At 52.2% G+C, this 26,993-nt stretch carries 26 protein-coding genes and 1 other RNA gene; 2 read left to right on the top strand and 25 right to left on the bottom strand.

The window, feature by feature from the left end; translation table 11 throughout:
• Window positions 1–8: 8 nt before the first annotated feature.
• The 4 genes from N4599_RS04140 to N4599_RS04155 form a co-directional block, all read right to left on the bottom strand.
• The gene (locus N4599_RS04140) at window positions 9–1,847 is read right to left on the bottom strand and encodes an APC family permease (protein WP_062813082.1); all 1,839 of its coding nucleotides are present in this window, start codon (window positions 1,845–1,847) and stop codon (window positions 9–11) included.
• Between the two features lie 322 nt (window positions 1,848–2,169).
• Window positions 2,170–3,798: a chaperonin GroEL gene (groL, locus tag N4599_RS04145; protein WP_003711290.1), complete on the bottom strand. Its 1,629-nt coding sequence runs from the start codon at window positions 3,796–3,798 to the stop codon at window positions 2,170–2,172.
• Window positions 3,799–3,860: 62 nt separating this feature from the next.
• Window positions 3,861–4,145: a co-chaperone GroES gene (groES, locus tag N4599_RS04150; protein WP_260902174.1), complete on the bottom strand. Its 285-nt coding sequence runs from the start codon at window positions 4,143–4,145 to the stop codon at window positions 3,861–3,863.
• A gap of 186 nt (window positions 4,146–4,331) precedes the next feature.
• On the bottom strand, window positions 4,332–4,973 hold the full coding sequence (locus tag N4599_RS04155; protein WP_003711264.1) for a redox-sensing transcriptional repressor Rex: 642 nt from the start codon (window positions 4,971–4,973) through the stop codon (window positions 4,332–4,334).
• A gap of 230 nt (window positions 4,974–5,203) precedes the next feature.
• On the opposite strand from N4599_RS04155, the gene N4599_RS04160 reads away from it, so the two are divergent.
• A complete protein-coding gene (locus tag N4599_RS04160) occupies window positions 5,204–7,144 on the top strand; it encodes an ABC-F family ATP-binding cassette domain-containing protein (protein ID WP_062813084.1) in 1,941 nt (646 codons plus the stop codon).
• A gap of 126 nt (window positions 7,145–7,270) precedes the next feature.
• Here N4599_RS04160 and N4599_RS04165 read toward each other — a convergent pair whose 3' ends face one another.
• Complete coding sequence (locus tag N4599_RS04165; protein ID WP_191363220.1) at window positions 7,271–8,449, bottom strand: pyridoxal phosphate-dependent aminotransferase; 1,179 nt, start codon at window positions 8,447–8,449, stop codon at window positions 7,271–7,273.
• Between the two features lie 18 nt (window positions 8,450–8,467).
• Window positions 8,468–9,253 (bottom strand): carbon-nitrogen family hydrolase, encoded by a 786-nt coding sequence (locus N4599_RS04170; protein ID WP_191363219.1) that lies wholly within the window; start codon window positions 9,251–9,253, stop codon window positions 8,468–8,470.
• 391 nt (window positions 9,254–9,644) lie between these two features.
• Between N4599_RS04170 and proC the strand changes: the two genes are divergently transcribed.
• Window positions 9,645–10,412, top strand: a complete 768-nt coding sequence (gene proC, locus N4599_RS04175) for a pyrroline-5-carboxylate reductase (protein ID WP_062813087.1) — start codon at window positions 9,645–9,647, stop codon at window positions 10,410–10,412.
• 165 nt (window positions 10,413–10,577) lie between these two features.
• Here proC and tsaD read toward each other — a convergent pair whose 3' ends face one another.
• The 19 genes from tsaD to tadA form a co-directional block, all read right to left on the bottom strand.
• Entirely contained in the window at window positions 10,578–11,606 is a 1,029-nt protein-coding gene (tsaD, locus tag N4599_RS04180) for a tRNA (adenosine(37)-N6)-threonylcarbamoyltransferase complex transferase subunit TsaD (RefSeq protein WP_260902180.1), read from the bottom strand.
• 6 nt (window positions 11,607–11,612) lie between these two features.
• Window positions 11,613–12,176, bottom strand: a complete 564-nt coding sequence (gene rimI / locus N4599_RS04185; RefSeq protein WP_191363217.1) for a ribosomal protein S18-alanine N-acetyltransferase — start codon at window positions 12,174–12,176, stop codon at window positions 11,613–11,615.
• Window positions 12,160–12,885 carry a tRNA (adenosine(37)-N6)-threonylcarbamoyltransferase complex dimerization subunit type 1 TsaB gene (gene tsaB / locus N4599_RS04190; RefSeq protein WP_062813089.1) on the bottom strand — a complete coding sequence of 242 codons (726 nt, stop codon included), beginning with the start codon at window positions 12,883–12,885 and terminating at the stop codon, window positions 12,160–12,162. The genes rimI and tsaB overlap by 17 nt, the downstream gene beginning before the upstream one ends.
• Before the next feature lie 290 nt (window positions 12,886–13,175).
• Window positions 13,176–14,171: a UDP-glucose 4-epimerase GalE gene (galE, locus tag N4599_RS04195; RefSeq protein ID WP_003716054.1), complete on the bottom strand. Its 996-nt coding sequence runs from the start codon at window positions 14,169–14,171 to the stop codon at window positions 13,176–13,178.
• A 115-nt stretch (window positions 14,172–14,286) separates the two neighbouring features.
• Complete coding sequence (locus tag N4599_RS04200; RefSeq protein ID WP_191363216.1) at window positions 14,287–15,231, bottom strand: Ppx/GppA family phosphatase; 945 nt, start codon at window positions 15,229–15,231, stop codon at window positions 14,287–14,289.
• A complete protein-coding gene (locus tag N4599_RS04205) occupies window positions 15,215–17,470 on the bottom strand; it encodes an RNA degradosome polyphosphate kinase (RefSeq protein WP_062813091.1) in 2,256 nt (751 codons plus the stop codon). Before N4599_RS04205 ends, N4599_RS04200 begins: the two co-directional genes overlap by 17 nt.
• A 2-nt stretch (window positions 17,471–17,472) precedes the next feature.
• Window positions 17,473–18,987 carry a hypothetical protein gene (locus tag N4599_RS04210; protein ID WP_062813092.1) on the bottom strand — a complete coding sequence of 505 codons (1,515 nt, stop codon included), beginning with the start codon at window positions 18,985–18,987 and terminating at the stop codon, window positions 17,473–17,475.
• Between the two features lie 183 nt (window positions 18,988–19,170).
• Window positions 19,171–19,935: an acyl-[acyl-carrier-protein] thioesterase gene (locus N4599_RS04215; RefSeq protein ID WP_062813093.1), complete on the bottom strand. Its 765-nt coding sequence runs from the start codon at window positions 19,933–19,935 to the stop codon at window positions 19,171–19,173.
• A 2-nt stretch (window positions 19,936–19,937) separates the two neighbouring features.
• Window positions 19,938–20,807: a 16S rRNA (cytidine(1402)-2'-O)-methyltransferase gene (rsmI, locus tag N4599_RS04220; RefSeq protein ID WP_260902187.1), complete on the bottom strand. Its 870-nt coding sequence runs from the start codon at window positions 20,805–20,807 to the stop codon at window positions 19,938–19,940.
• Window positions 20,808–20,812: 5 nt separating this feature from the next.
• Entirely contained in the window at window positions 20,813–21,172 is a 360-nt protein-coding gene (locus N4599_RS04225) for an initiation control protein YabA (protein ID WP_003715931.1), read from the bottom strand.
• Complete coding sequence (gene holB, locus N4599_RS04230; RefSeq protein ID WP_191363215.1) at window positions 21,169–22,200, bottom strand: DNA polymerase III subunit delta'; 1,032 nt, start codon at window positions 22,198–22,200, stop codon at window positions 21,169–21,171. The genes N4599_RS04225 and holB overlap by 4 nt, the downstream gene beginning before the upstream one ends.
• Window positions 22,201–22,213: 13 nt before the next feature.
• Window positions 22,214–22,537, bottom strand: coding sequence for a cyclic-di-AMP receptor (locus tag N4599_RS04235; protein ID WP_003715934.1), 324 nt, complete (start codon window positions 22,535–22,537; stop codon window positions 22,214–22,216).
• 21 nt (window positions 22,538–22,558) lie between these two features.
• Window positions 22,559–23,215 carry a dTMP kinase gene (gene tmk / locus N4599_RS04240; protein WP_062813096.1) on the bottom strand — a complete coding sequence of 219 codons (657 nt, stop codon included), beginning with the start codon at window positions 23,213–23,215 and terminating at the stop codon, window positions 22,559–22,561.
• On the bottom strand, window positions 23,212–23,460 hold the full coding sequence (locus tag N4599_RS04245) for a YaaL family protein (RefSeq protein WP_003716042.1): 249 nt from the start codon (window positions 23,458–23,460) through the stop codon (window positions 23,212–23,214). The genes tmk and N4599_RS04245 overlap by 4 nt, the downstream gene beginning before the upstream one ends.
• 2 nt (window positions 23,461–23,462) lie before the next feature.
• Window positions 23,463–24,062 carry a recombination mediator RecR gene (gene recR, locus N4599_RS04250; protein ID WP_004564572.1) on the bottom strand — a complete coding sequence of 200 codons (600 nt, stop codon included), beginning with the start codon at window positions 24,060–24,062 and terminating at the stop codon, window positions 23,463–23,465.
• A gap of 5 nt (window positions 24,063–24,067) precedes the next feature.
• Complete coding sequence (locus N4599_RS04255) at window positions 24,068–24,376, bottom strand: YbaB/EbfC family nucleoid-associated protein (RefSeq protein ID WP_003715920.1); 309 nt, start codon at window positions 24,374–24,376, stop codon at window positions 24,068–24,070.
• 20 nt (window positions 24,377–24,396) lie between these two features.
• Window positions 24,397–26,202, bottom strand: a complete 1,806-nt coding sequence (gene dnaX, locus N4599_RS04260) for a DNA polymerase III subunit gamma/tau (protein WP_062813097.1) — start codon at window positions 26,200–26,202, stop codon at window positions 24,397–24,399.
• Window positions 26,203–26,366: 164 nt separating this feature from the next.
• An RNA gene (gene ffs / locus N4599_RS04265) (signal recognition particle sRNA small type) lies at window positions 26,367–26,453 on the bottom strand.
• Window positions 26,454–26,494: 41 nt separating this feature from the next.
• Window positions 26,495–26,989, bottom strand: coding sequence for a tRNA adenosine(34) deaminase TadA (gene tadA / locus N4599_RS04270; RefSeq protein WP_260902197.1), 495 nt, complete (start codon window positions 26,987–26,989; stop codon window positions 26,495–26,497).
• Window positions 26,990–26,993: the final 4 nt, after the last annotated feature.

The following is a 26,993-nucleotide window of genomic DNA, read 5'->3' on the forward strand; positions in this document are numbered from 1 at the left end:
ACACCCCGTTACTCGTGAAGGTGGTAGTTATAGCTGGCCACGATAATGTTTTCCCGTGAGTTCAGCAGCGCACGCAACCGGACACTGGTCTGGTTATGCAGCGCTAGTTGCCAGGGGTGCTTAGGGATAAACTGCGGTACCAAGACAGTTGTCGAGTAGTTCCGCGCCTCCGCCCGCTTGGCAATTACATCAACAAAGCGTAACGTCGGCTTGGCAATTGACCGGTAGGAAGAATGAATATCCACGAACCGGACATCCGGATACTCGGCCTTAAATTCATTGGCCGTCTTATGTTCCTTGCCCGGATTTTCATCAAAGGAAACGTGCATGGCAATGACGTAGTCCCCAATTGACCGTGCATAGTTGATTGCCCCCCGGGTCACCCGGGTAACGTTACCAACCAGGACGATCACCGTCGCCCCATCATAATCGTGGAGCTGAACCTTCGTCTTTTCAGCTACCCGCAGCTGGGCCGCCACCTTAATGTAGTGGCTGTGGACCTTATGGAACATGTAAAGGAGCAGTGGCATGATGATCAAGTATGGCCAAACATTGCCAAAGTGCTGCCAGAACAGAAAGGCCACTAGCGAAAGGGAAATGACCGCGCCGACAAAGTTAATGCAGGCTTTGCCAACCCACCAGCCTTCCCGCTCCCGGAACCAGTGAATAATCATTCCGGACTGGGAGAGGGTGAACGGTACGAACACCCCGACAGCGTACAAGGGAATCAAGCTGTTGGTTTGCCCATGGAAAATCAAGATAAGGATAATAGCCCCGACCGCCAGGGAAATAATCCCATTCGAGTAACCTAGCCGGTCCCCACGGTCCATAAAGGCATGGGGCATGTACTTATCCTTTGCCATGTTAAAAGCCAAAATCGGAAAGGCTGAAAAACCAGTGTTGGCAGCTACCGCCAAAATCATGGCCGTCGACAGCTGCAAGAGGTAAAAGCCCATCCCATGACCACCAAAAATTGCCAGGGCAATTTGGGAGAGAACCGTGGTGCGGCCATTGGGCACAACCCCGATGAAGAAGCTGAAGAAGATAATGGCAATGAAGAAGAAGGCCAAGATAGCACTCATAATTGCCAGGGTCGTCGCAGCGTTCTTTTCCTTAGGCTTATTGAAGTTAGGTACCGCGTTGCTGACGGCTTCCACCCCGGTTAGCGATGAGGAACCGGCAGAGAAGGCCCGGATAAACAGGACAACGCTCATCCCAGCAACCGGCGTGCCATAGTCAGCCGGGGCTTGGTAATGAATGTGGCCCGTTGCCACGTTATAAAGTCCCCACACAATCATGATAAAAATCATAATAACAAAAAAGTAGACCGGCACCGTCAGGAAGTTAGCACTCTCGCTCATCCCCCGCAGGTTCATGAACATAATCAATAGAACAATGATAATCGCAATCGGAATCGAAAATTTATAGAGGGCCGGCACAGCGGAAGTAATCGCCTCAACCCCAGAGGTCGTGGAAACCGCGACGGTCAGCATATAATCGACCAGCAGCGAACCGCCGGCAACCAGCCCCCCATTGCTTCCCCAGTTTTGGGTGGCAACAATGTAAGCACCACCGCCACTCGGGTATGCCCGGATAATTTGCTGGTACGAAAGAGTAATTGCCAGCAGTAAGACTAGCACAATTGCGGCAATCGGTACCGAGTACCAGAGCGCTGCCGCTGAGAGTGTTACCAGGACAGTCGTAATTTGCTCAGGGCCATATGCCACTGACGAAATTGCGTCAGACGAAAGCATGGCCAGCGCCTTGAACTTTGTCAGGTGCGTTTGCCCCTCATCCAAGGTCTTCAATGGTTTCCCAATTAATACACGTTTAAGATAACGCCACATTGCTATCCTCCTACTCAGTTAAGTATTTTATCATCCTCGTATGACTGAACAATGTTACAACTAATTATCCTACTTTTCAATCACCATGGCGATGAAAATTCTGATTTTCGCCATAATTGCTCATATTTCCCAGGAAATATTCCCCCTAAACAAAAAAGTGGAGACGATGAACTGACCTGACCACTTCATTGCCCCCATCCCCGTCGACGCGTAGCTTGCCTATTTGAACTGCTAGCCACAACGCGGTGGCCTTACCATGTTTAAAATAGCAAAGAGGCTGGGATTAATTCCCAGCCCCCTTTTACTTTAACTTAACTTCAAATTACATCATACCGCCCATGCCGGCACCGCCTTGTGGTGCGGCTGGTTGGCTGCCTTCTGGTTCTGGCTTGTCAGCAACGACTGCTTCAGTCGTTAACAGCAAGGCAGAAACTGAGGCTGCGTTTTGCAGGGCAGAACGGGTAACCATCGTTGGGTCAACGATTCCGGCAGCAACCATGTCTTCGAACTTGTCGTCGGCAGCGTTGTAACCAATACCTTCCTTTTGCCCCTTCAATTCGTTAACGATTACTGAGCCTTCTACACCGGCGTTTTCAGCAATCTGACGAACAGGTGCTTCCAGGGCAGCCTTAACAATGTTGACACCAGTCAATTCGTCACCACTAGCTTCAACCTTTTCAAGTGCCGGGATAACGTTTACCAAGGCTGTACCACCACCAGGTACGAAACCTTCTTGAACAGCAGCCCGGGTAGCGTTCAAAGCATCTTCGATCCGGTACTTCTTTTCCTTCAATTCAGTTTCAGTAGCGGCACCAACCTTAACAACGGCAACCCCACCAGAAAGCTTTGCCAAGCGTTCTTGCAGCTTGTCCTTATCAAAGTCTGAAGTCGTGTTTGCAATTGCCTGCTTGATTTGGTCAACCCGTTCAGCAATTGCTTCCTTAGCACCAGAGCCGTCAACAATCGTCGTTGCGTCCTTGGTAACAGTAACCTTGTTAGCTTGACCTAATTGATCAACGGTAACGTCCTTCAGGTTCATCCCCAGGTCGTCGGAGATAACAGTACCACCGGTCAAAACAGCGATATCTTGTAATTGAGCCTTCCGCCGGTCACCAAAACCTGGTGCCTTAACAGCACAAACGTTGAAGGTTCCCCGAATCTTGTTCAAAACAAGGGTTGGCAGAGCTTCACCAGTGATGTCATCAGCAATGATCAACAGGGCACGGCCTTGTTGAACAACACTTTGCAGTAATGGCAAGATGTCTTGGATGTTGCTAATCTTTTTGTCGGTGATCAGGATGTATGGGTTGTCCAAGTCGGCTTCCATCTTATCGTTGTCAGTTACCATGTACTGGGACATGTAACCACGGTCGAAGCTCATCCCTTCAACAACGTCAACACTCGTGTCAACACCACGGGAGTCTTCAATCGTGATGACACCATCGTGACCAACCTTTTCCATGGCGTCGGCAATCAGCTTACCAACTTCTGGATTAGCAGCAGAAATGGAAGCAATTTGGGCAATGTCGCTCTTCGTCTTAACTTCGTGTGACATGCTCTTCAGTGCTTCAACAGCCGCCTTGGTGGCCTTGTCAATCCCCCGCCGGATGCCAACTGGGTTAGCACCAGAAGTAACGTTCTTCATGCCGGCGTTAACAATTGCCTGTGCCAGTACAGTGGCAGTAGTCGTCCCGTCACCGGCGATGTCGTTGGTCTTGGATGCAACCTCAGCGACCAGCTTAGCACCCATGTTTTCGAATGGGTCTTCCAGGTCAATGCTCTTTGCAATCGTAACCCCATCGTTAGTAATCGTAGGGTTGCTGTACTTTTGACCTAAAACAACGTTCCGTCCCTTTGGCCCCATCGTTGTCTTAACGGTATCAGCCAGCTTATCTACACCAGCGAGCATTGCGCCGCGGGCGTCTTCTGCAAACTTAATGTCTTTTGCCATTATATTGTCACCTCAAATAAGAAATTCGTTTTTAAAGTGTTATGTTCTATCTTTATATTAAGCTAGTCGATTACAGCAACTAAGTCCTTTTCGTGAACGACAAGGTACTTTTTGCCGTTGTATTCAACTTCATTGCCGGCGTACTTGTCAAACAGTACCCGGTCGCCCTCTTTAACAGCTGGAGCAAGCTTTTGACCGTTATCAAGGGTCCGTCCCTCACCAACGGCAATTACCTTACCAGTAGTCGGCTTTTCCTTTACGTTGGAAGCAAGGACAATCCCACCAACGGTCTTTTCTTCTTCAGTTTCAGCTTGTAGAACAACGCGATCTCCTAATGGTTTTAACACGTCAATCCCTCCATCTTGTTAATTAATAAATTTGCTTTTAGCACTCTTGCTTGTTAAGTGCTAACCGCAATTCTTACTATACACCACCCTTGACCTAAAAAGCAACTGATAAGTTTGACTAATTTTGACTATTTCAGGTAATAAAAAATCCCGCCGACACCCCAGAGTATCAGACGGGAAATATCACTATTTCTTATTATCAGAATAGTTCTTAATAAAGTAAATCAGTGTTTGCAGTTCATTAGTCAGGTCAATATTTTGTACCTGAACCTCCTTCGGTACGGACAGGCGGACTGGTGAGAAGTTTAGGATTCCCCGGACACCGGCCTCAACCAGCTGGTCCGCAACCTCCTGAGCATGTTCGCCGGGAACCGTCAAAATGACAATGTCAATTTGCTGTTCCTGGAGTTGCTTTTTAATATCCGTTGCCGGGTATACCGGAATCCCGCTCTTGATCTTATTCGCTAATTCCGGCTTAGTATCAAAGGCCGCGCTAATCCGCAGGTTCGTGTCCTGGTGGAAGTTAAAGTTCAGCAGGGCGCTTCCTAGGCTGCCGACCCCGACCAAGGCCACGCTGACCAGTGAATCCTGGTGCAAAATCCCCTTAAAGAACTTTAACAAGCTCGCTACGTCATATCCATAGCCCCGCTTTCCCAGTTCACCAAAGTAGGAAAAGTCCCGCCGAATCGTCGCCGAATCAACTTGAACCGCTTCAGATAGTTCGGTCGATGAGACCCGTTCCTTCTTCGCGTTCAGTAAAATCGTCAGGTAGCGATAGTAGATAGGTAACCGCCGTGCCGTCGCCCGTGGTATTTTCTTTGTTGTCATCTTTATCCCCCTATTCATCTTCTTTTGCAACGTGTCCTGTAAAGTGATTGGGATGTAACTTATTAGTTGAACGGCTACGTTGCTCTTGTGAAATTTAGTTCCTAACTATTCTAGCAATTAACCGTCGTTTTGTGAAGCGGTATACAAAATAATTCCACTTTTTTAATAAAAGAAGGGGAAATCTGCTAAAATAATGATTGTTAGCATAATGATATTAGCGAGGTTTCAAAATGATTCTGTTGCAAACAAACGACGTCGAGCGCCGCTTCGGGGCCGACGTTCTCTTCCATAATATTAACCTGCAAATCCAGGAGCACGGCCGCACGGCGCTGGTTGGCCGCAACGGAGCCGGCAAAACTACTTTGTTAAAAATGATTGCGGGAATTACCAGTCCTGACGAAGGAACCATCAGCAAGGCGAAGGACCTTTCCATCGGCTACCTAGCTCAGGATCAAGGTTTAGATAGTCAAAACAACATCTGGGCAGAGCTTGATACCGTCTTTGCCGACCTGCATAAAGAAGAACAGGCAATCCATGACCTGGAAAAGCAGCTGGCAACCCTTGACGCCACGAGCGGCCAATACAGCCGGGTAATGGAACAGTACGACCGCCTTCAAGGAGATTTTAAAAAACGGGGCGGTTTTGAGTATGAATCCCGAATGCGGGGCATCCTCACCGGCTTTGGCTTCGGCGAAGAATACTACGACACTCCAGTTAACGCCCTTTCCGGTGGGCAAAAGACCAAGCTGGCACTGGCTAAGATTTTATTACAGGCACCCAACCTGCTAATACTAGACGAACCAACTAACCACTTGGATATGAACGTGCTGGCCTGGCTAGAAGACTACCTCAAGAGCTACCAGGGCGCCCTGCTGGTTGTTTCCCACGACCGCTACTTCCTGGACCACGTTGTCAAGGACGTCTATGATTTAGACAACCGCACCCTCCGGCACTATACCGGCAACTACACCCAGTTTGTCCAGCACAAGCAGGAATGGTTAAAGGCGGAGTGGAAGCACTACGACCAGCAGCAAAAAAAGATTGCTAAACTGGAGGATTTCGTAAACCGTAACATCGTCCGGGCATCGACCACTAAGCGCGCCCAGGCCCGCCGCAAGCAACTGGAAAAGATGGAGCGGCTGGACCGTCCAGTGACCGATGACCAGTCCATCCACTTTCATTTCCACAGCGAAAAGGCCAGCGGCAATGAAGTGCTGGATGTTGACCAACTCAAGGTCGGCTATGACGATCAAGTCTTGGCTGGTCCCCTGTCCTTTGCGGTTCGTAAGCCCCACCGGGTCGGAATTATTGGCCCGAACGGGATTGGCAAATCAACCCTGCTCAAGACCATCCTCAATAAAATTCCGGCGGTCAGCGGAAGCGTTAAATTCGGCGCCAACTTGGACGTCGGCTACTATGATCAGGAACAGCAGCAACTCCACGCTGATAAGACGGTGCTGGAAGAAGTATGGGATGACCATCCAGAAGTACCAGAAAAGGATATTCGCTCCCTCCTGGGAAGTTTTCTCTTCGTTGGCGACGATGTCTATAAAGTTGTCCACGAGCTATCAGGGGGAGAAAAGGCCCGCCTAGAACTGACTAAGCTCTCGTTTCAGCCAATTAACTTCTTAATTTTGGATGAACCGACCAACCACCTGGATATTGATAGTCGGGAAGTCCTTGAGAGTGCCATCAACGAATTCCCTGGCACGGTCCTCTTCGTTTCGCACGACCGGTACTTCATCAACCAGGTGGCAACCGACATCCTGGATATGCGTAAAGACGGCATCAAGCACTACGAGGGTGACTACGATGACTACCTCGCCACGGTTGCCAAGGCAGCGACACCTAATCCAGCAAGCTCAGCCCAGTCCTCTCCCGCCGCTTCACAGGGAAAGCAATCATACCAGCAAAGCAAGGACCAGCAACGGGCCCGGCGCAAACTGCAACGAAAAGTCGACGATTTAGAGAAGCAGATGGCCCAGCTAGAAGGCCAGCAAACCGCTATTGAAGCAGAGATGAGCAAGCCGGAGGTGGCAACCGATATCGGCAAGCTGACCGACCTGCAGAAGGAACTTGACCAGCTCAAGGCACAGTCCGAAGAAGTTGAATTGGACTGGGCGGCAGCGGCCGAAGAGTTGGAAAACTTCGACCAGGAAAATCAATTGTGACTAGGACGTAGCTAGTCTTTTAGAAAGTATAAATGAGCTCCAGAGTTCGGTCTTGCCGAGCACTGGAGCTTAGTTGGTTCTTGCATTTATTAAAGTAATCAGATTAATGTCACTGCCCGCCCCATTTTATTTAAATAGTTTTAGCTTACCAATTCGTTCCACTGCCTCTTCCAGCCGTTCTGGCGAGATCAAAAGGCCAATCCGCACATAACCCTCGCCATGTTCGCCAAAACCATTTCCGGGTGCGACCGCCACGCCAGCCTTATCCAACAGCAGGTCGGCAAAGGATTCACTGCTGTAACCGTCCGGCACGGGCATCCAGGCGTAAAAGGTCCCAGCCGGAACAAAGGCGTGCCAGCCGATTTTTTCTGCGGCGTTGACGAAGGCGTCGCGCCGCTCCTCATAGCGGTGAACGATTTCCGCAATAGCCGCGTCCCGCTGGGGATCCCGCAGCGCATCAATTGCCGCCTTTTGCAGTGCTGGGAAAAGACTGACAAACAGGTGGTCCTGGATTAAGTTCAGGGCGCTAATAATGTCCCGATTCCCCACCGCGAAGGCAATTCGCCAGCCGGCCATGTTAAAGGTCTTGGAGTAGGTATAAAATTCAATTCCGACCTCCTTGGCCCCCGGAGTCTGCATAAAGCTCAACGGTGCCTGCCCGTCAAAGCCCAAGGCACCATAGGCGAAGTCGCTAATAATTCCCACATGGTACTTTTGCGCCCACGCCACCAGTTCTTGATAGAATTCTTTCGTCGCCACTGCGCCGGTCGGGTTATTCGGGTAGTTGAGGTAAAAGAACTTCGCACGCCGGGCAACTTCTTCCGGGATGGACTGGAGGTCCGGTAGAAAGTTATTTTCTGCTAGCAGGGGAACCGTCTCAAACCTAACGCCGCCCAGGGCCGCGCCGGAAAAGTAATCCGGGTAGCCCGGATCCGGCAGCAAGTAAGTATCGCCCGGATTCATCAACGCCCAGGGCAGTTCAACCAGGCCAATCTTGGAACCGCCAAGAATAGCGACCTCCTGTTCCGGGTCAAAGTGGGCCCCGTACTTTTCTTGGTAAAAGTCGGCAGCCGCCTGCTTAAATTCTGGCAGTCCCTGAAACGGTGAATACTTATGGGTCCGTGGATCAGCAACCCACTTCTGGGTCGCTTGAACAATATAGTCAGGGGTTGGCTTGTCGGGGTTCCCCTGCCCCAGGTTGATAACGTCAACCCCCGCGGCAACCTTTTGGCCTACTTTTGCCACAAGGTTAGCGAAGAACTGCTTCGGCAGTGTATCAAGTAAGTGTGATTGTTGAAATTCCATGCTTATTCCCCTTTTCTCTTATTTATATAGTTCTGGGCGCCGGTCAGCAAAGACCGGAATCGGCCCCCTTACCGTTGCCAATTGGTCAAGGTCAATCTCGGCAAAGGTGACTCCATCACGCTCCCCTGCATCGACAATTACCCGGCCCAGGGGATCGATTACCAGAGAGTGACCATTAAAGTGGTTATCCGGATCGTCGCCAACCCGGTTTACGGCCACCACGAAACATTGGTTTTCGACTGCCCGTGCCCGCAGCAGGATTTCCCATTGCGGAATCCGCACCGCCGGCCATTCCGCCGGGAGGTACAAGAGGTCAGTCCCGTGACGGGCAACAGTCCGAATCCATTCCGGAAAGCGGAGGTCATAACAGATGAAGCTGGCGCTGGGGACCCCGGCCAGCCGGAAGTAGTTTTCCTGATTGCCAGCTTGCAGGTACTGGTCTTCCGCCATCAGTCCAAAGAGGTGGACCTTATCGTATTGTCCCAGCAAGTTTCCTAATGGATCAACCACAAGCGTCCGGTTAACAAAGCGCGGGCCAATTTTGACCGCTACCGAGCCGCCAACGATTCCCACCTGGTACTGACGAGCCAGCTCCTGAAGCAACGCCAACGTTTCCTGGCCCCCTTCGTCCGCCAGCTCCGGCAACTTATCAAGGGCGTAACCGGTATTCCACATTTCTGGTAATACGACCACGTCCGCCTCACCATCCGCTGCCGCGGCGACCAGTTCCCGCACCCGCGCACGGTTTGCTGCCGGTTGCGCAAACTGAATGTTAAATTGTCCCAGTGCTACTTTTATCTTCACCTTTACCACCCCATTAAATTCAAAAAGCCCCCATCCAAAAAGGACGAGGGCTCCCGCGTTACCACCTTAATTTACTGCTGCCTCACAGCAACAGCCTTGCTAAGTTACTACACTTGGAGTTGTTAGCGGAACTCACCCGGCGCCAACTCACTCAAATAGCTCGTCAGCGCAAACAATTGGCAGACCATTTTTCGTTCCGTCAGCAACCTTCTTCCAGCATTCCAAAGGCTCTCTGTATGTCTAACGGGAACGTACTCATCCGTCGTTTTGCATTTCTTATTAATCGTATTTTAATCTTCCCTTAATGTAATGTCAATTGTTTCCCCAAATTAAGTTTTAACCACCGCTTCTATTGTAAAATAAGGGCAACAACTCAGAGGAGGACGATGAAATGAAAATCGCAGTAATCGGCGTGGGCCAGATGGGCTCAGCAATTATCAAGGGGCTCTTGAACCAGCATGAGGACGATATCATTGGCATGAACCCAGTCAACCCACGGGTTAGCAAGTTTGCTCAGGAGGCCGGCTTCCGCCTGGTTAACAGCTCCGAAGAAGTAGTCAGCAAAAAACCAGCCGTCGTTATAATAACCACGCCGGCCAATGTCACCTTGGCGGTCTTAGAGAAACTAGCAGGCCTCCCCGCCCACACGGTAATTATCTCCGCAGCCGCCGGGATTCGCTTGGCGGACATTGCTGCAATCCTGCCCACGAACCCGCTCGCTGCCATCATCCCCAACATTCCGGTAGCAGTTAATGCCGGAACAATTGGCCTTGCCTTAGGAGACCACGTTATGGCACCTGCTTTTGATAAAATCAACCACGTGCTGGCTCCACTAGGGGAGGTCATCAGGGTTCCAGAAAGCCAGCTCAGCATTGTTGGCACCATTGGCGGTTGCGGGCCGGCATTCGTTGATGTCTTGATGGACGCCCTGGGAGATGCCGGCGTTAAATACGGTCTGAACCGGTCGACTGCTTACCGGCTCGCCGCTAGCATGGTCAACGGCAGCGGCAAGCTCGCCCTCCAAACGGGGCTGACTCCTGCCCAGCTCCGTGACCAGGTAACCTCTCCCGGTGGCACCACCATCCGCGGGGTCGAAGCCTTGGAAAAAAACGGCTTTCGCTATGCCGTGATGGACGCAGTTAATAAAGCTAATGGTTAAACAAGGGTGGCGGACACTGTTGACGCGCAGCTAACCCATTTGACCTACCTGCCATCTATGCTGCGCCGTTACATTGTTATCTTTAAAATAGTGAAGAGACTGGGCGCTAACTCCCAGCCTCTTCACTATTTATTTACCATTACAAAGATAGTGCAGGAAACCAACCTATTCCTTTGCCCGGTCAAACATCAGTCCCGGAACCGCATTTAAATCCCACGCGGCCCGGTCGCCATGCCGGTAGTCAACTGCTGCTGCCGCACCAATCATTGCGGCATTATCTCCGCAGAGTTTGAGCGGTGCTTGCAGCATAGTCACGTTGGGATGGTACTTAGCCATATCATGGTCCAGCCGATCACGTAGGCCATGGTTAGCCGCGACCCCGCCGGCAAGAATCAGTTGCTTAACCGGGTACTGGTCAAGCGCCCGCATCGTCTTTTCTGCCAGCACGTCAACTACGCTTTGCTGGAAGCTGGCTGCCAAATCATACTTGTTGAGTTCTTCCCCCCGCTGGTCAGCGTTATGGACGGTGTTGATAAAGGAGCTCTTAAGTCCGCTAAAGGAAAAGTCCAGGTTGTCCTCCTTCTCCATTGCCCGGGGGAAGTGGAAAGTGTCCTGCCCCTGGGCAGCCCACTCGTCAATCGTTTTCCCCGCCGGGTAGTTCACGCCCAGAACCCGGCCAATCTTGTCATAGGCCTCACCAGCGGCGTCGTCACGAGTTTCACCGACGATTTCATATTCATGTTCCTTGGGCATGTACACTAGCTCCGTATGGCCGCCGGAAACCAGCAGGGCCATTTGGGGATACTTAAATTCTCCCACAAACCGGGCAGCATAGAGGTGCCCCGCCATGTGGTTCACCGGAATTAACGGTAAGTGGTGCGCCCAAGAAACCACCTTCGCCGCAGTAACCCCGACCAGCAAAGAACCAACCAAACCCGGGCCGTAGGTAACAGCCACGGCCATTAGATCCGGGTAGTCAACGCCCGCTTCAGCCAATGCCTGGTCAATACAGCGGGTAATCCACTCAATGTGGTGCCGACTCGCAACCTCCGGCACCACCCCGCCAAAGCGCTGGTGGCTGTCAATCTGGGTGGCCACGATGTTGGAGAGAATCTTCGTTCCGTCCTCAATAACCGCCACGCTTGTTTCATCACAACTTGTCTCAAAGGCAAGAATTAAGTTTCGTTCTGCCATGTGCTCTTATTCTCCTCTACTCAAAAGGTCTGCCTGCATATCAATTGCGTCCTCGTGGTTATCTAGGTAATAGCGGTGCTTAATTTGCTGTTCACGAAAGCCAAACTGTTCGTACAAGTGCCGGGCGGCCAAGTTATGCACCCGCACTTCTAAACTCAGGGAACGGAGCTGCAAATGGCGGGCATAGGCTACCGCGGTTTTAATCAAGTACGTTCCCAGGCCCTTTTTCTGCCATCCCGGCGTCACCCCGAGGTTGGTAATGTGGAGGTCCAAGTGGTACCAATCCACTGCCGTCCCGATAAAACCAATAACCTCTTCATCGCTGGTAATCACAAGGTACAGACGGTCATGGTGGCGCTGTAATTCTAGCTGAAAAGCAGCGTAACTCCACGGTGCCGTTCCGTAAATCCGCTCTTCAATCTGCACCATCCGGTTAATATCTTGTTCAGTCGCCTGCCGGACCGTAAAGTGGCGGCCCTGAATCATGACTAGCCGCCGACTAAAATCCAGGAGCGGTTGTCGACGGGCATTAATGGTGCAGTGGTACCATGACTTAAACTTCTCGAACATAATTTTGTCTATTTTCTCCTGGGTGTAGTTTCTGCCAGTTGGCTTCCGCTTCAGTAATACGCAAGTAGTGCGGCACAAAGGGATCAATTGCTTGGACCGCTGGTCGGTCTTCCCCGGCCAGTGCCAGCTGATAAGTCGATGGAATCCCGTACGCCCGTGGTGCCAAGCTCACGTTTGCCGGCAGATCATCAAACTGGTCCTGGATTCGCTTGGTTAAGTGGCCCAGTAAAATCACCGGCCGGTCCACCTGGCCTAATTGGTCCAGCAGGGTCGTCATTGCCAAGTGCTGGTCCTCAATCAGGTTGACAAGCCGGCCGTCCTTCCACTGGTAGGCTCCGGCAAAGACATTTCCCCGGCGGGCGTCAAAAAAGGGCACGATTACCTGGTCACTGCTGGGGAGGACATTGCGTGCGACTACTTCTAAGCTGGAAACACCCACCAGCGCAACTTTCAGCGTGTCCGCCAGTGTCTTAGCAGTCGTCGCGGCAATCCGAATTCCCGTATACGAACCAGGTCCCTGGGCCACAACGACCCGGTCAAGGTCCGCGGGGGGCCACTGAACCAGCTTAAAGAGGTTATCAATTGTCGGCATCAGGTAGATGCTGTGATTGCGAACCATATTCAAAGTCGTAGTGGCGAGCAGCTGCTCATCCTCAACTAGGGCAACACTCATTGGGTGATTTGAGGTGTCAATGGCAAGTACTTTCATTTCGATCATCCTTTCAATCATAGACCATCTTATCACACCCACCCCGCTTTTGCTGGTTGAAAGTCGGGCGCAAAAAGAAAACTCTTAAATTACGCGACGGACAGCGGTTTCCACTGGCCAGCAAACCCGGCCACAACACCGCTAAGGACTAGCAAGCGCAAGCCCTATTAACGTCTTGCAAGGACCTTGAGAACGCAAAAACAGCCTTCAGAGTTCGGCTTTACCGAGCTTTGAAGGCTATTTTACAGCGGACTTTGCCAGCCCGTAGCACTTAAAACTTTTCTTTTAAATTAGTCCCGGTCATCGTAACCCTTAGGGTGGGTCGAGTGCCACTTCCAGGCCGTGGCAATGATGTCGTGAACATCATCGTACTTCGGCTTCCAGCCCAGCACTTCCCGGGCCTTATCACTGGCTGCTACCAGCGAGTCGGGATCCCCTGGTCGCCGCGGTGCCATCTTAGCAGGAATCGGCTTGCCAGTAACTTCCCGGGCTGCTTCTAGCATCTGCTTGTTGGAGAAGCCCGTTGAGGAGCCGAGGTTAAAGGCATTGCTCTTGTTTCCGGCCTCCAAGTACTTGATTGCCAGAATGTGGGCATCGGTCAGGTCCATAACGTGAACATAGTCTCGCACATTGGTCCCGTCCGGGGTGTTGTAGTCATCGCCAAAGATGCTTAGTTCGTCCCGCTTGCCTTGCGCCACTTGAAGAATAATCGGTACCAGGTGGGTTTCTGGACCGTGGTCTTCACCAATCGTGCCGTCCGGGGCCGCCCCCGCAACGTTGAAGTACCGGAGGGCAACAAACTTAATCCCGTACGCCTTGTCTGCCCAGGCCATCATTTCTTCCATCATCAGCTTGCTCAGGCCGTAAGGATTAATTGGTTTTTGCGGATCCGTTTCCTTGATCGGCATGTGTTCAGGAACCCCATAGGTCGCAGCAGTTGAACTAAAGACAATGTATTTGATCCCATGATCATGCATTGCTTCTAACAGGGTGATCATTCCACCCGTATTGTTATCAAAGTACTTCAATGGCTTGCTCATTGATTCTGGCACAATTGAGAAGGCCGCAAAGTGAACTACCGCGGTAATGTCTTCGTTCTCAAAGATTTGGTCCAAAAACTTCCGGTCCCGGATGTCACCTTCGTAAAACTTAGCCTGCGGGTTAATTGCGTCCCTGTGACCTGTTGACAGGTTATCAGCGACAACCACGTCTTCACCATGTTCTACCAAGTTCTTTACCATATGGGAGCCGATGTAGCCGGCCCCACCAGCAACTAGAATTGCCATCTTATTTCCTCCTTGCTTCAACTACCGCCAGTAACTGACGACTGAACTCTGTTTACCCAAATTGTAGCACAGACCTCCTAAAATAATTAGTAAATTTTAGTAAAAGAAAGTAAAACTAACCAAAGTCCAGCTTGTGCTCCTGGTACTTGAACAGGAGCCCCTCCCGAAGACCGCTGTTGCTGAACTCGACCTCATCAATCGCTAGCTGACGCATCAGGGCTAGCAGTGGAAGGAGGCCGCCCACAATCACGTCGGCCCGTTCCCAGGTAACTCCCCGGATGGCTGCCCGGCTTGCTCGGTCGCCTTCCAGCAGTTCGTGCATGATCTGAAAAGCCGTTGTCGAAGTCATCGTCAGGCCATGAATGGGGGCTGCCTTGCCAGCAACCGCGTTCCGCCAGCGGTAAATCTTGGCCAGGGCCCGGTTGCAACCGCCCAGAGCAATAATTCGGCTGCCCCGGAAGCGACTAAGCCAGCGCTGATGTGACAGGGCCTCATCAACTTCAACCATAGCGTCAAAAAGGTTGGCAGCCTGAATTTGATCACCAAGGTGGTAACGTTGGGACAAGATCACCGAACCCAGCGGGATACTAATGGTTTCTTCGGCCGCCCCGCTTTCCACACCGACCAGCTCCATGCTGGCACCCCCGGTATCAATAATTAGTCCCCGGTCAATTTCTAAGCTATGGGTTACCCCCACATAGTCGAGGTAGGCTTCCTGGGCTCCGGAAATCACTTGAATGTCAAAGCCAGTCTCCTTTTTCGCCCGCTGCAGAAATTCCGCCTGGTTCTGCGCCTGTCGGACTGCCGCCGTCGCTACCGCGATCACCTTGAGGCGCGAATACTGATCACAGATGGTACGAAATTCCCGCAGTGCATCCAGCGTTCGTTCTACCGGTTCCTTTTTCAGTGTCTTCTCCGGACCCATTTGCGAAGAGAGGCGGACATAGCGCTTAACATATTGCTTGGTCACGGCCTCATTATCCGGGAGCAGTTCACTGATTTTCAGGCGGACCGAGTTGGAACCGAGATCAATCACCGCGAGTCTAGTCGTCTTTGCCATTAGCATCATCCTTTTCTTTTAAGTGCAGGCTCGGGACGTGTTTCGAGAGGGTCTCAAAAACATTAGGGAAGTGCCGGCGGGCCTTTTGCTGCTTATTATCCTGTTTGTTCAGGCGGACCGCCTCTTGAACAAAGTATTCCTGCGAATTAAACGGTGCCGCACCGTCACGGTCCAGCCGTTCATAGTGATCCCCTTCCAGGACCCGTGTTTTGACATTATCTCGCCACATAATATCAAAGATTTGGATAGCCCGGGCTTTGGTATCGGCTTGGGTAACCGGGTACAGTTCCTCTACCCGCCGGTTCAAGTTTCGGGTCATCATATCGGCACTGGCAAGGTAGATTTCTTCATGACCATTGCTTTCAAAGTAGTAGATCCGGGAGTGTTCCAGGAAGCGGCCGACGATCGAGTGGACTTCAATATTACCGTGGAGTTCCGGCAGGTCGTTGCGCAGGCAGGTAATCCCCCGCACCAGCAACTGAACCTTAACTCCGTTAGCTGCCGCGTCGTAGAGGTGGGCGATAATCTGCTTATCCGACAGGGAGTTCATCTTCATCCGAATCAGGGCCGGGTTGCCGGACTTGGCGACTGCAATCTGGTCGTCAATCTTCTGGTTAATGAAGTTGCGAATCCCGTCTGGCGAAACCCGCAGCTGGTAGAAGTACGGCGGGCGGGCAAAACCGGAGAGCATGTTAAAGAGGCTGGTCATGTCGACCCCTAATTCATGGGCACAGGTGAACAGCCCCATGTCAGTATAGAAGTGCGCGGTGACATCGTTATAGTTTCCGGTTCCCAGGTGCATGTACCGGCGCAAGCCATCCTCGTCCCGCCGTATTACCAGGGCGACCTTACAGTGGGTCTTTAAGCCAACTAAGCCGTAGATGACGTGGCAGCCCATTTGTTCCAACCGCTGGGCCCAGCGAACGTTATTCTGTTCATCAAACCGCGCCTTGACCTCGACCAGCACGGTGACCTGCTTCCCCTGCTGGGCCGCCATCCCCAGGTACTTGATAATCGGTGAATTGCCGGAAACCCGGTAGAGGGTCATCTTAATCGCAAGCACGGCGGGGTCGGTCGCCGCCTGGTGGATAAAGTTGACCACCGCGTCGAAGTTATCATACGGGTGCTGGACCAGGTAATCCTTTTGCCGGATGGCCTTGAAGATGTTATGCTCCATGTCCAGCTGGGGGTTCAAGTAGGGTTTGAACGGTTTGAAGCGCAAATCTGCGTGACCATCAACCATCCCTGATAGTTTTTTCAGGAAGGTCAGGTCAACTGGCCCGTCCACCCGGTAAATTGACCGTTCTGAGACGTGGAGGTTGTCAATCAGCTGGTCCTCCAGCCACTCATCAATCGTATCTTCAACCTCCAGGCGCATTACCTGACCGTGTTCCCGTTCCCGGAGCTGGTGCTTGACGGCCCGCAGCAAGTCGGAAGTATCTTCTTCCGCCACGTCCAAGTCCATGTCCCGCATGACCCGGTAAGTTGCTGTCGCCAAGATCTGGTATCCCGGGAAGAGCAGGGACAGGAATTCCTTTACCAGCTCATCAATCAGAATAAAGTTGTTTTCACCCGGCAGGCGGACTAGGCGCTTGTAAATCTCAGGCACCCGGACCGTCGCAAATTTAATTTCTGCTTCCTGACGGTCATCGTGGGGCTCGTTTTGCTTTTTATTAACCTCCTGGTCCCCTTCCAATGTTTCATGCTTGCCAGGCTGTTGGGCGGTCGGATCCCGTCGCAAGCTGATGGCAATGTTGAGGGAGCTATTGGAGATAAACGGGAACGGCCGGGAGCTGTCGTCCGCCATTGGTGTCAGTACCGGCATCAATTCATCATTGAAGTAGCGCCGGATGAACTCGTACTGCTTCTGATCCAGGTCCTTGATATGGAGGATATCGATCTGCTCTTTGGCTAACTGGGGAATAATCTGCTGGTTATAAATCTCGTAACGCTCCTGGACCATCCGGTGTTCCTTGCGGTTAACCGCGTTGAGCTGCTCTTCCGGCGTAAGGCCCGAGGCATCGGTCGTCGTGACGTTGGCCGCAGCCAGTTTATGCAGGGACGCCACCCGGACCATAAAGAATTCATCAACGTTACTCTGGGTGATTCCAAGAAAGTTCGCCCGTTCCAACAGCGGGTTGCTGACATCGGTCGCCTCACCGAGAACCCGGCCATTAAAATCAATCCAGCTGAGTTCCCGGTTGACGTAGTTTTCTGGTTTATAAAAGTCCTTATACATTCCTAATTGCCCCTCTCAATTAAGACCGGTTGAATCCCAAAAACATCGTTAAACAGCTTGGCCTTCGAACTAAACGACCACTTCTCCAGAACAAGGTCGTCGTTTGCAGTCGCCTTGATTTTCAAGCGATTATCGCTCGTCAGCTTGAGGCTGACCGCCGTAATCTTTTGTTGGCGGGAATCATCAAGGGAATCCACCACCCGCAAAATCGCGGCTAACTTGGCAATCGTCAGCTGAATATCATCGTCCAAGTGCCGGTAGTGCGGTTGCATCGCGGTCGGTGACTCCGCACTGTGGTACCGGGCCACCTCGGCAATAATTCGGTTATCCTCGTCCGACAGGCCAATCAGCGGGTTTGCCCGCAAGATATAGGCTGAGTGGCGGTAGTGACCGCTCTGGTTAATAAAATTCCCAATATCATCAACTATGCTGGCAATTTCCAACAGCAAGCGCTCATGGTTGTCTAGCCGGTGGATTGGCCGCAGCTGGTCAAAGAATTGCAGGGCAAACCTAGTCACAAAACGCTGGTGACCATTATTGACCCCGTACCGTTCCGCCAGGTCGTGGGCCGAAGTCCGAATCATGGTGTGAATCTGCTGACGTGACTGGTCGTTATTAACGGCAATCCCGTTCGTCAGCCCGTCCATCACCGAAATATCGGTTACGTAAATATTCGTCGGGTGGATCAACTCAGCCGCCCGGGCAATTACCAGGTAGTTCGGCACCAGCAGCTCCCGTTGGCGCCCCTCGACCAGTTCTTCGTCCCAGAGGCGCTGGCTTGGTGCCAGCAGGTCGATCCGGTCGGTGGGGTTGCTAAGGATCTCCCCGGGGATTTCGCCTAAGTGGTGCCGGCGCTCAATGTAGCGCTTAGCCAGGGTCGGCGCATTTTGAATCAGCAGGGTCGTCTTTTTCTTTTGGATCAGTTCTGGGGCGATATAGCCCAGCTTGCTGTTGATGTAATCCTGGATGATTTCCTCTGGATTAGTGGTGGTTTGCCGCAGGCGCTCCACCAGGCGGCTGATTTGCGCGCCTCCGAGGTCAAGCTCCCACAGGGTTTCAAAGTTACCGTGGTGGAAAAAGGCCAGGGTCATCGAATCCAGACCCAGACTCACCAGGTAAAGGCAGTGCTTGCTTAGCTTATTAAACTCTGCTAAGTGGGTAACGACACAGCTCATTGATTGGGCCATCAGCTGGTTATTATTTAGCCAGTGAATTCTGAGCCCTGACCGCACTTCTAATTGGTCGGCCACGTACTGGGCTGTGACCTCATCCAGGTCTTCCAAGGCCCCGTAAAACGATATTTCCTTGACTTGATAATCCTTGACCAGTTGCTTAAAGCCGTCTAGGTTGTTGACAATTGCTTCCATATTCTGAGCATAGTTGGCAATCTTCTCAGTACCAACCATCAGGGCGCCAGACTGAACATTGTTAACCACCTTCAGGCTTGGCAGTTCAATAATGCGTAAACTTACCTGGTTCGGTTCCAAGTAAATTACTGCTGTTAGTGATTTGGCCATTCTATCCCTCCTCAATCTGGTTCGCAGTTCTCTATGAATCCATTATAGCTTATGATTACGCCGGGCCAAAATGGAATCCATTACTGAAATAATATTTACCGCTCGTCAGGAATTAGCTGGAGGATAAAAGAATACACGCCTGAAAATCGACCCTAAAGCCAACTTTCAGACGTGTATTCATCACTAAACTGGTTGCCATTCTAGTTCGGCCGTAGTACAGCACCGGCCGCCAGCCCAAATTTCATGAACCGTGGTGACCCCTTTTTCCTGCCGTTTGAGGTAGTAACGACTTTCAACCGTTGCCCCTTCCTGAACCTCGGCCTCGTAGTTAATCCTAAAGGCGACCGGCCGGTGTCCCCGCAGGAAGTCCGGCCCCAGCGGATCCAACATCCAATCCAGGTAGCGGGCATTATTGACGTGGTGGTTAATGTCGATATCAAAGTACCGCACTTGGTAGTCACGCGCGGCGTACTCAGTGGGCAGCTGCTCCGGCTTAGCTAACCGCGGCAGCCGCTTCTTTAGGGGTGACGCAAAGGGGGTGATCAGTTCGGCGGGAATCCGCATCAGCCGCCGGGCCTTTAAGTCCATCATCACAAAGAGGGCCTTAACATGGACATACTGCTGCTGGTGGTCAAGGTCCGATAGCCAAAACTCCCGCAGGGCAAAGAATTGGTTGTAGGCCAGCGCCCGGGTGCCAATGATTACCTGGTCGCCAAAATGGGGCTGGTGGGGAGCTAGCTGTCCCTCATAGCCAACAATCACCCAGGCGCCCCCGCTCTTATCGACCGCGGTCCAATCCAAACCCACAAAAATCGAATGGGCATCTGATACCATTGTCATCATGCTCAGCAACATGCTTATACTGGGATGACCGGAATCAGTGCACTCATAGTAAGTCAGCTGGTGCTGCATTTCATAGCAATTAGCGTTTTGAATCAACTTTGTCACAATCATTCTCCTATGTGGTGATATTCCCGGTACAAGTCCTGCCGGTTGAGCCGGTTCCGCTTAGCGACCAGCTTGATTGCGGCGTTCGTTGATAACCCGCGCTCAATTTCCTGGTCCACCTGTTCCACGGGGGTCCCTTCGCCCGCACCTTGCTCATCTGCCGGGTGGTCATTGCCGGCAACCAGGACGACGAATTCGCCGCGGGGCTGGTGGTCAATGAAGTAATCCCGTAATTCAGCCAGTGTCCCCCGGCTGAACTCCTCATAACGCTTCGTCAGTTCCCGTGCTAAGACGGCCTGCCGATCATCGCCCAACACTTCGGCCAGCGTTGCCAGTGTTTTTTTTAGCCGGTGGGGAGCTTCATAGAAAATCATTGTTTCCGGCCGGTTGACAAGTGCCTGGAGCTTACTGACCTGCTGCTGGTGTTTTCGCTCCAAAAAGCCATAAAAGTAAAATGGCTGGGGTGCGAGGCCGGAAGCAATCAGGGCGGTCAGGCCAGCATTGGCACCGGGCAGTGGCACGACTGGGATCCCAGCAGCCACTGCCGCGGCGACCAGTTCCTTTCCCGGGTCCGAGATCGACGGCATCCCCGCGTCACTGCACTGGGCGATCTGCTGCCCCGCCTTGAGCTTAGCCAGCAGTTCTGGAATCCGCTGCTCAGTATTATGCTCGTGAAAACTGATTTGGCGGGTCGTAATTTCAAAATGATTGAGCAGCTGCTGGGTATGACGCGTATCTTCAGCAGCAATCAAGTCAACTGCCCGTAAGGCCTTAATGGCCCGAAAGGTCATATCGTCCAAGTTGCCAATCGGGGTCGGCACAAGATAAAGGCGGCCCGTCTGTTCATTATTAAAACTGCTTACCTGCTGCATCACACTTACTCCTGTCTTCCACTCTGTTCGTCCATGCCACTAAAAATGGCCTCATCACAGAAAATACAGCTTTCATGGGGGGCGAGGCGCTCGCCGAAGTGTTTTCGGCAAACGTGAAAGCCCTGGTGATAAAGCTCATTTAACGTCCGGCGCCCCGTGGAAAGTTGTTGTTCCCCGTGCTGGTCCCGGAGCTTCTTGATGGCCTCTTGAAGGTGGCGATTTTCAATCGTCAGCTCAGCATTCTGTGCCAGGGCCACGTTCAGTTGCGACTTTAACGCCGCCAGTTCGTTCCCCATTTCCGTCAAGTGGCTCCCCAGCTTGGCGAGGTTGTCGTAGATATTATTTTGCTGCTGATTTTCGTTCATACGCGCGCCCCCGTTTTCCCGTTCAAAGTCTGGACAATTTGAATCGTCAACTGCTCACTGACGTTTTGAAAACTAATGTTTTGTTCTAGCTGGTGGCGGGTGGCCAACGTTAACTGGCTGACCGCAAGTAGCTGCTTGAGTGAGTACTGTTGGCTGACCTGACGAAGAAACTCCAGTTCATCCGTAAAATGTAAACGGGTCGTTTCAGTGACCCCGCTCGCCACCAATAGGGTATCCCGCCAGAGGAGGGTAATCAAGTCCAAGAGTACCTGCTGGTGTTCCCGGTCATGGCCGGCCAGTTTGACCAGGTCCGTCGCCACGTCAACAAAGGCCATCATCTGCCCGGCACTGGCATGCTGATACCACCGGAGCACTCCCTGGATAGCATTAGCTAACCAGTCATCCGCACACCACGCCTCGACTGCTGCTACCGAGTCAGTCAGCCCTACTGCCACTTGTGAAAGGCGGTGGCTAATCCCCCGGTCAGCCAACACCCCAAGGAGGTCCGCCCGTTTTAGCGGGGCCATCTCTAATACCTGGGTCCGGGATTGAATCGTCGGCAGGACGGCACTCTTATTGCTAGTCAACATCAAAATGTAGGTTCCCGGCCCCGGCTCTTCAATAAACTTCAGCAAGCTGTTAGCCGCACTGGTGGTCATTTTCTCCGCATCTTGGATGATAAAGAGTTTTTGACTCCCCTCCATCGCGCTTTTCGTAAACTCGCTTTTAAGGTAACGAATCCGGTCAACCTTAATTTGCCGGCCCTCTAGTGCAGCGACCACCACGTCAGGATGGTTGCCGCTCAAAATGCGTTGGCATTCCGGGCAGATCAAGTCGGGCTCGTTATTTTGCGGGTGCAAGCAAAAGAGGCGCAATGCTAACCACCGCGCCACTTCACTTTTTCCTGAACCAGCAGGGCCAACGAGGAGGTAAGCGTGTGCCAATTCCTGGTTATCAATTACCCTCTTCAGCCGGTCGACTAAGCCTGGCTGGAGTTCATGGGCTGTCGTTGCTTGTTTGCCTGCCACCTAGATCACCTGCTTAAAATTTAAGAAACTGCTCAATCGGCAATACGAAAACGGTCGCCCCGCCGATACGCACATTAACCGGGAAGGCTGACCCACCCTCAGCGTCGATATGCATTTGAGAGGTCACGTACTGTTCCCGCGATTCTGCATTCTTCTTGATTACGTCGAGAACCGTCTGGACCCGGTCATCCTTGACCCCAATTAAGAAGGTTGCGTTGCCCTCCCGAAGGAAGCCCCCGGTCGTAGATAGTTGGGTAACCTGGATTTCCGCCTTGTTGAAGGCCTTCCGCAGGCGGTTACTGTCCTTAGATTGAACAATTGCAATAATCATTTTCATCGTACTCACCCCTAATGGTTGTTATTCAAATAGGTCTGGAAAACGCTGGTGAATTGTTTGAGCAACAGCGGCAATCACCTGGTCCAACGGCTGGCCGGCATCAATCAGCTTGATCCGATCCGAGTGGGCCTGGTGCAGGCGAAGGTAGGCGGCCCGCACCGTCTGGTGGAAGGCCAGCTTTTCTTCATCCAGCCGGTTCACCTGGTCGGCCCGGTGCTCGGCAATCCGTCGCAAGCCAACTTCCGATTCGACGTCTAAATAAATTGTCAGGTCAGGAAGCAGGCCATCGATTGCAAACTGGTTCATCTGCCAAATCGCTTGCTCGCCGAGGTGGCGGCCCGCTCCCTGATAGGCAATCGAACTATCAACGTAGCGGTCACACAGGATGACTTTGCCCGCCCGTAAGCCAGGGACGATTTCTGAAACGATATGTTGACGCCGAGCGGCCGCAAACAGCAACGCCTCGGTCCGCCCATCCATATCCGTATTTTCGGGACTAAATAATACCTGGCGGATCTGCTCCGAGATGTGGTTGCCCCCCGGTTCCCGCGTATACATTACCCGGTCGGCACCCAGCTGGTCAACCAGTTGCTGCTGGATCGCCCGGAGAACACTGGTCTTCCCTGCTCCATCCGGTCCCTCGAACGAAATAAATTTTCCCTGTACTTGCGCACTCACTGACTGATGACCCCCTTATTCAACTTGCCATGCACCTTATACCGCCGGGCAATGTTGTATAGGTAAAGGTATTTTTGCTCTTGGATCTTTGCCCGGTCGCGCAGCTCACTGCTGACGTTGGCCTCATAAACGGCCCGCTGGGTTTCGCGGGCGTGATCCCAGCTCGCCTTAGTATCATAAATCGTGTCCAGCAAGTGTTGGTTCCGGGCCTGCTTAACCCGGTCGGACTGACGTTTAAACAGCATTTTCACATCTCCGTTCGTCCTTGAACCGCCTTAAACAACGTCATTTCATCAGCGTAGTCAATGTCAGCCCCGACTGACAAGCCATGGGCTAGTCGGGTGACCTTGATTTGAGCCGGTTTGATTAACTTTGCAAGGTAGCCGGCCGTTAGTTCGCCATCAGATGACGCGTTCGTCGCGATGATAACTTCCTTGACCTCTTCGTTCTTTTGCAGCCGTTTCAGGAGACTAGCAATGTTAATGTCTTCAGGTCCCGTTCCGGCTACTGGTGAAATTACCCCGTGGAGGACGTGGTAAAGGCCGTGGTACTCGTGCATCCGCTCAAGGGCCATAATATCCTGCGACTGTTCGACCACCAGGATCTGTGACTGGTCACGGGTCTTGTCCCGACAAATCGGGCACGGGTCATCCTCAGTAATGTTGCCGCAAATACTACAACTATGAAGATCCCGCTTCGCCGACAACAACGACTTAGCAAAGTTAGTCACGTCGTCTTCTTGCATCCCCAAAGTATAAAAGGCTAGCCGGGTTGCAGTCTTTTGGCCGATTCCGGGGAGCTTGGTGTAGCTCTCAATCAACTTAGCTAGTGGTTCTGGGTACTGCATCGTGCCTACATCCCCATGCCGCGCGTGTACTTGCCCAGCTTCTGCTGAGTGGCGTCATTAACCTGCTTCATCCCGTCATTAATAGCGGCAACAACCAGGTCTTGCAGCATATCTACGTCGTCAGGGTCAACTGCTTCCGGCTTGATCTTCAAGTCAACCAGGGTGTTATCCCCCGTGAACGTCGCCGTCACCATGTCATCGGGAGCCTTCCCAATGAACTCCTGCTTAGCCAGTTCTTCATGTTCGGCCATCATTTTCTTCTGCATTGCCTTAGCCTGCTTCATCATCTGCTGCATATTCATTCCGCGCATCATTATCCATCATTCCTTTTCTATTAATTATCTTCTACTTTAACGATTTCGCTGCCAAAGAGTTCTTCCGCCTTGCTGACCGGATCAGCCGGTCCGGCCGAATCACTGGTTGCCGGGGATTGCTGGTCATCACTGGCCGCCTCCGCCGAATCCTGCTGGCCAGCTGGCGTCGGAGCCGGGGCCTCATTAGCCGGCTGGCGTTTATCCAGTCCGTGATCCCGGATATATTCCCGCCTGATTTGCGGCCACTTATCCTTCGGTACAAACACCACCTTGCGTTCGGTCCCCGTCAGTTCCTGCAAGCCCTGTTCCATACTGGACAGGAGGGCCGAATCATCCATCGCCTGCTGAAAGAGGAAGGCGTAGTCGAAAGCAACAATTACACCGCCGGTACTGGCTGCCACCGGTTTAGAAACATGGAGCAGCGACCGTTGGGGAACGCTGAGTTTCGATAAGAGTTCCTGCCAGAGTCCCTGGATTTCCACCAGGTCCCGCCGGGTCGCCTTGCCCAGCACCGGGTTAATCTGACTGAGTTTGACCTCCACGTTGCGTTGTTGAACCCGGGGCTGGCTCGGCTGCTTAACGGGCTTTGCCGCGGCGGCCGTCGGCGGGGCCGCCTGTAGTTGGCTGACCGTGGCTTGCAGCTGTTTAACCGTTGCCTCTAGCTGGGCAATCGTCTGCTGATCCGCACTGGTTGACTGCGGCTGTTTTGCTGGCACCGGGGTGGTGGCAGGTGCCGGCTGGTCATCGATCTGCCCCAGCTTAACCGTCAGCACTTCTAGGTAAACGTCGGGGTGGGTGGTGAACCGCATCTCCTCTTGAATGCCATTAAGCGCGTCAATCATCTGGTACAAGACCGTTGCCGGGGCCGCGGCACTCATCTTCTGGAAGTCCTCGTCGGTCAGTCCCGTACTCTCGACCATGATGAGTTGGGGTGATTCTTGGTACAGGAGTACGTCCCGGATGAAGGAAATCAGGTCCTCAATAAAGCGTTGCCCGTCTTTACCCGCGTTAAGGATGTCCTTCATCGTGTTCAAGGCGTCGGCACTCTTGTGAGCCGTTACTTCAAAGAAATACTTTTCCAGCAACTGCTTGGTAACGCTCCCCGTCACCGTCAGAGCATCCTTGAGCTGGACTTGGTTATCGCTGAAGGATAATACCTGGTCAAGAATACTCAGGGCGTCACGCATTCCGCCCTCGGCCGCGTTAGCAATCACCCAGAGGGCTTTTTCTTCATACTGGACTTGTTTTTGGTCCAAGATATACTTCATCCGCTCATAAGCATCCTGGGCGGAAATCCGCCGAAAGTCGAAGCGCTGCACCCGGGAAATAATTGTCAAAGGAATCTTGTGCGGCTCAGTCGTTGCCAAGATAAAGACCACGTTTGCTGGTGGTTCTTCCAGCGTTTTGAGCAGCGCGTTAAAGGCTCCCGTCGACAGCATATGCACTTCGTCGATAATATAAACCTTGTAATCCGCTTGGGTCGGCGCGTACTTGGCCTTATCCCGGATATCCCGAATTTCCTCCACCCCGTTATTTGAAGCGGCATCAATTTCGATCACATCATTGAGCTGGCCGTGCGTGATTGCCTTACAAATAGCGCACTCATTGCACGGCTCGCCATCCTTTAGATGGTGGCAATTAATGGCTTTGGCAAAGATTTTAGCGGCAGATGTTTTACCGGTCCCCCGGGGCCCCGCAAAGAGATAAGCGTGACTAATCTGGTGGGTGACAATTGCGTTCTTCAAGGTCTGCGTAACCACCTGCTGCCCCACTAGCTCGTCAAAGCGCTGGGGACGCCAAACCCGGTATAATGCTTGGTAACTCATCGCGTGGCTTCCTTTCTTCATTCTTAGTACATTACTTAAATATTATACTAGCTTTCTGCTAATTTTCGATAATAAAACTTCTGCTCTTCCCAACAAATTTGGAATAATTAAGAATATAAAAGGGAGAGCTGTGGCTAACAACAGCTCTCCCGCTTTAATTTCAATCAAACTTAGAGCACAAGGCACATCAAACTTAGTGCTGCTTCCTTCCGGACCTGACACGGTTCGTAAGCGCACCCTTGCCCTAAGGCCTTACGGCAATTAGTATAATACACTACTTCAGCCGGAAATGCTAGTCTCCTGCCCGACCTTTTTTGCGGGCAGCCTTTTTCCGCCGCCGAATTGCCCGAAAGAAATCCTTTAGCACCTGACTGCATTCAGCCTGCATAATTCCGCTCTCTACCCGGGCCTGGTGGTTCAGCCGTGAATCATCCAGTAGGTGGTAAAGACTATCAACCGCCCCGGCTTTAGGATCAGCCGCCCCGTAATAGAGATTGGCAATCCGGGCGTTGATAATGGCGCCGCTGCACATAATGCAAGGCTCCAGGGTCACATACAGGTCACAATCTTCCAGCCGCCAACTATGAAGTCGTTCACAGGCCTCCATAATTGCTAACATTTCAGCATGGTAGGTGACGTCTTGGAAATGCTCCCGCATATTGTGCCCCCGTCCAATGATCTGGTTATCCTTAACCACGACTGCCCCAATTGGCACCTCGTTTAAAATTGCTGCCTGCCGGGCCTCAACTAAGGCCGCCGCCATAAATTTTTGTTGTTCTTTTTCCATTGAA

Origin of the sequence: Limosilactobacillus oris (genome assembly GCF_025311495.1) — a bacterium.
Taxonomy (GTDB): domain Bacteria; phylum Bacillota; class Bacilli; order Lactobacillales; family Lactobacillaceae; genus Limosilactobacillus; species Limosilactobacillus oris_A.

Excerpts from the sequence above, each read along its gene's own strand:
- tsaB (WP_062813089.1), bottom strand. The coding sequence starts at position 12,885 with ATGAAAGTACTTGCCATTGACACCTCAAATCACCCAATGAGTGTTGCC.
- tadA (WP_260902197.1), bottom strand. The coding sequence starts at position 26,989 with ATGGAAAAAGAACAACAAAAATTTATGGCGGCGGCCTTAGTTGAGGCC.
- N4599_RS04245 (WP_003716042.1), bottom strand. The coding sequence starts at position 23,460 with ATGCTGTTTAAACGTCAGTCCGACCGGGTTAAGCAGGCCCGGAACCAA.
- N4599_RS04140 (WP_062813082.1), bottom strand. The coding sequence starts at position 1,847 with ATGTGGCGTTATCTTAAACGTGTATTAATTGGGAAACCATTGAAGACC.
- rimI (WP_191363217.1), bottom strand. The coding sequence starts at position 12,176 with ATGTTCGAGAAGTTTAAGTCATGGTACCACTGCACCATTAATGCCCGT.
- N4599_RS04165 (WP_191363220.1), bottom strand. The coding sequence starts at position 8,449 with ATGGAATTTCAACAATCACACTTACTTGATACACTGCCGAAGCAGTTC.
- N4599_RS04235 (WP_003715934.1), bottom strand. The coding sequence starts at position 22,537 with ATGAAAATGATTATTGCAATTGTTCAATCTAAGGACAGTAACCGCCTG.
- N4599_RS04205 (WP_062813091.1), bottom strand. The coding sequence starts at position 17,470 with ATGTATAAGGACTTTTATAAACCAGAAAACTACGTCAACCGGGAACTC.
- recR (WP_004564572.1), bottom strand. The coding sequence starts at position 24,062 with ATGCAGTACCCAGAACCACTAGCTAAGTTGATTGAGAGCTACACCAAG.
- proC (WP_062813087.1), top strand. The coding sequence starts at position 9,645 with ATGAAAATCGCAGTAATCGGCGTGGGCCAGATGGGCTCAGCAATTATC.
- N4599_RS04155 (WP_003711264.1), bottom strand. The coding sequence starts at position 4,973 with ATGACAACAAAGAAAATACCACGGGCGACGGCACGGCGGTTACCTATC.
- N4599_RS04255 (WP_003715920.1), bottom strand. The coding sequence starts at position 24,376 with ATGATGCGCGGAATGAATATGCAGCAGATGATGAAGCAGGCTAAGGCA.
- N4599_RS04225 (WP_003715931.1), bottom strand. The coding sequence starts at position 21,172 with ATGAACGAAAATCAGCAGCAAAATAATATCTACGACAACCTCGCCAAG.
- tsaD (WP_260902180.1), bottom strand. The coding sequence starts at position 11,606 with ATGGCAGAACGAAACTTAATTCTTGCCTTTGAGACAAGTTGTGATGAA.
- dnaX (WP_062813097.1), bottom strand. The coding sequence starts at position 26,202 with ATGAGTTACCAAGCATTATACCGGGTTTGGCGTCCCCAGCGCTTTGAC.
- N4599_RS04160 (WP_062813084.1), top strand. The coding sequence starts at position 5,204 with ATGATTCTGTTGCAAACAAACGACGTCGAGCGCCGCTTCGGGGCCGAC.
- groL (WP_003711290.1), bottom strand. The coding sequence starts at position 3,798 with ATGGCAAAAGACATTAAGTTTGCAGAAGACGCCCGCGGCGCAATGCTC.
- galE (WP_003716054.1), bottom strand. The coding sequence starts at position 14,171 with ATGGCAATTCTAGTTGCTGGTGGGGCCGGCTACATCGGCTCCCATATG.
- N4599_RS04200 (WP_191363216.1), bottom strand. The coding sequence starts at position 15,231 with ATGGCAAAGACGACTAGACTCGCGGTGATTGATCTCGGTTCCAACTCG.
- N4599_RS04210 (WP_062813092.1), bottom strand. The coding sequence starts at position 18,987 with ATGGCCAAATCACTAACAGCAGTAATTTACTTGGAACCGAACCAGGTA.
- rsmI (WP_260902187.1), bottom strand. The coding sequence starts at position 20,807 with ATGCAGCAGGTAAGCAGTTTTAATAATGAACAGACGGGCCGCCTTTAT.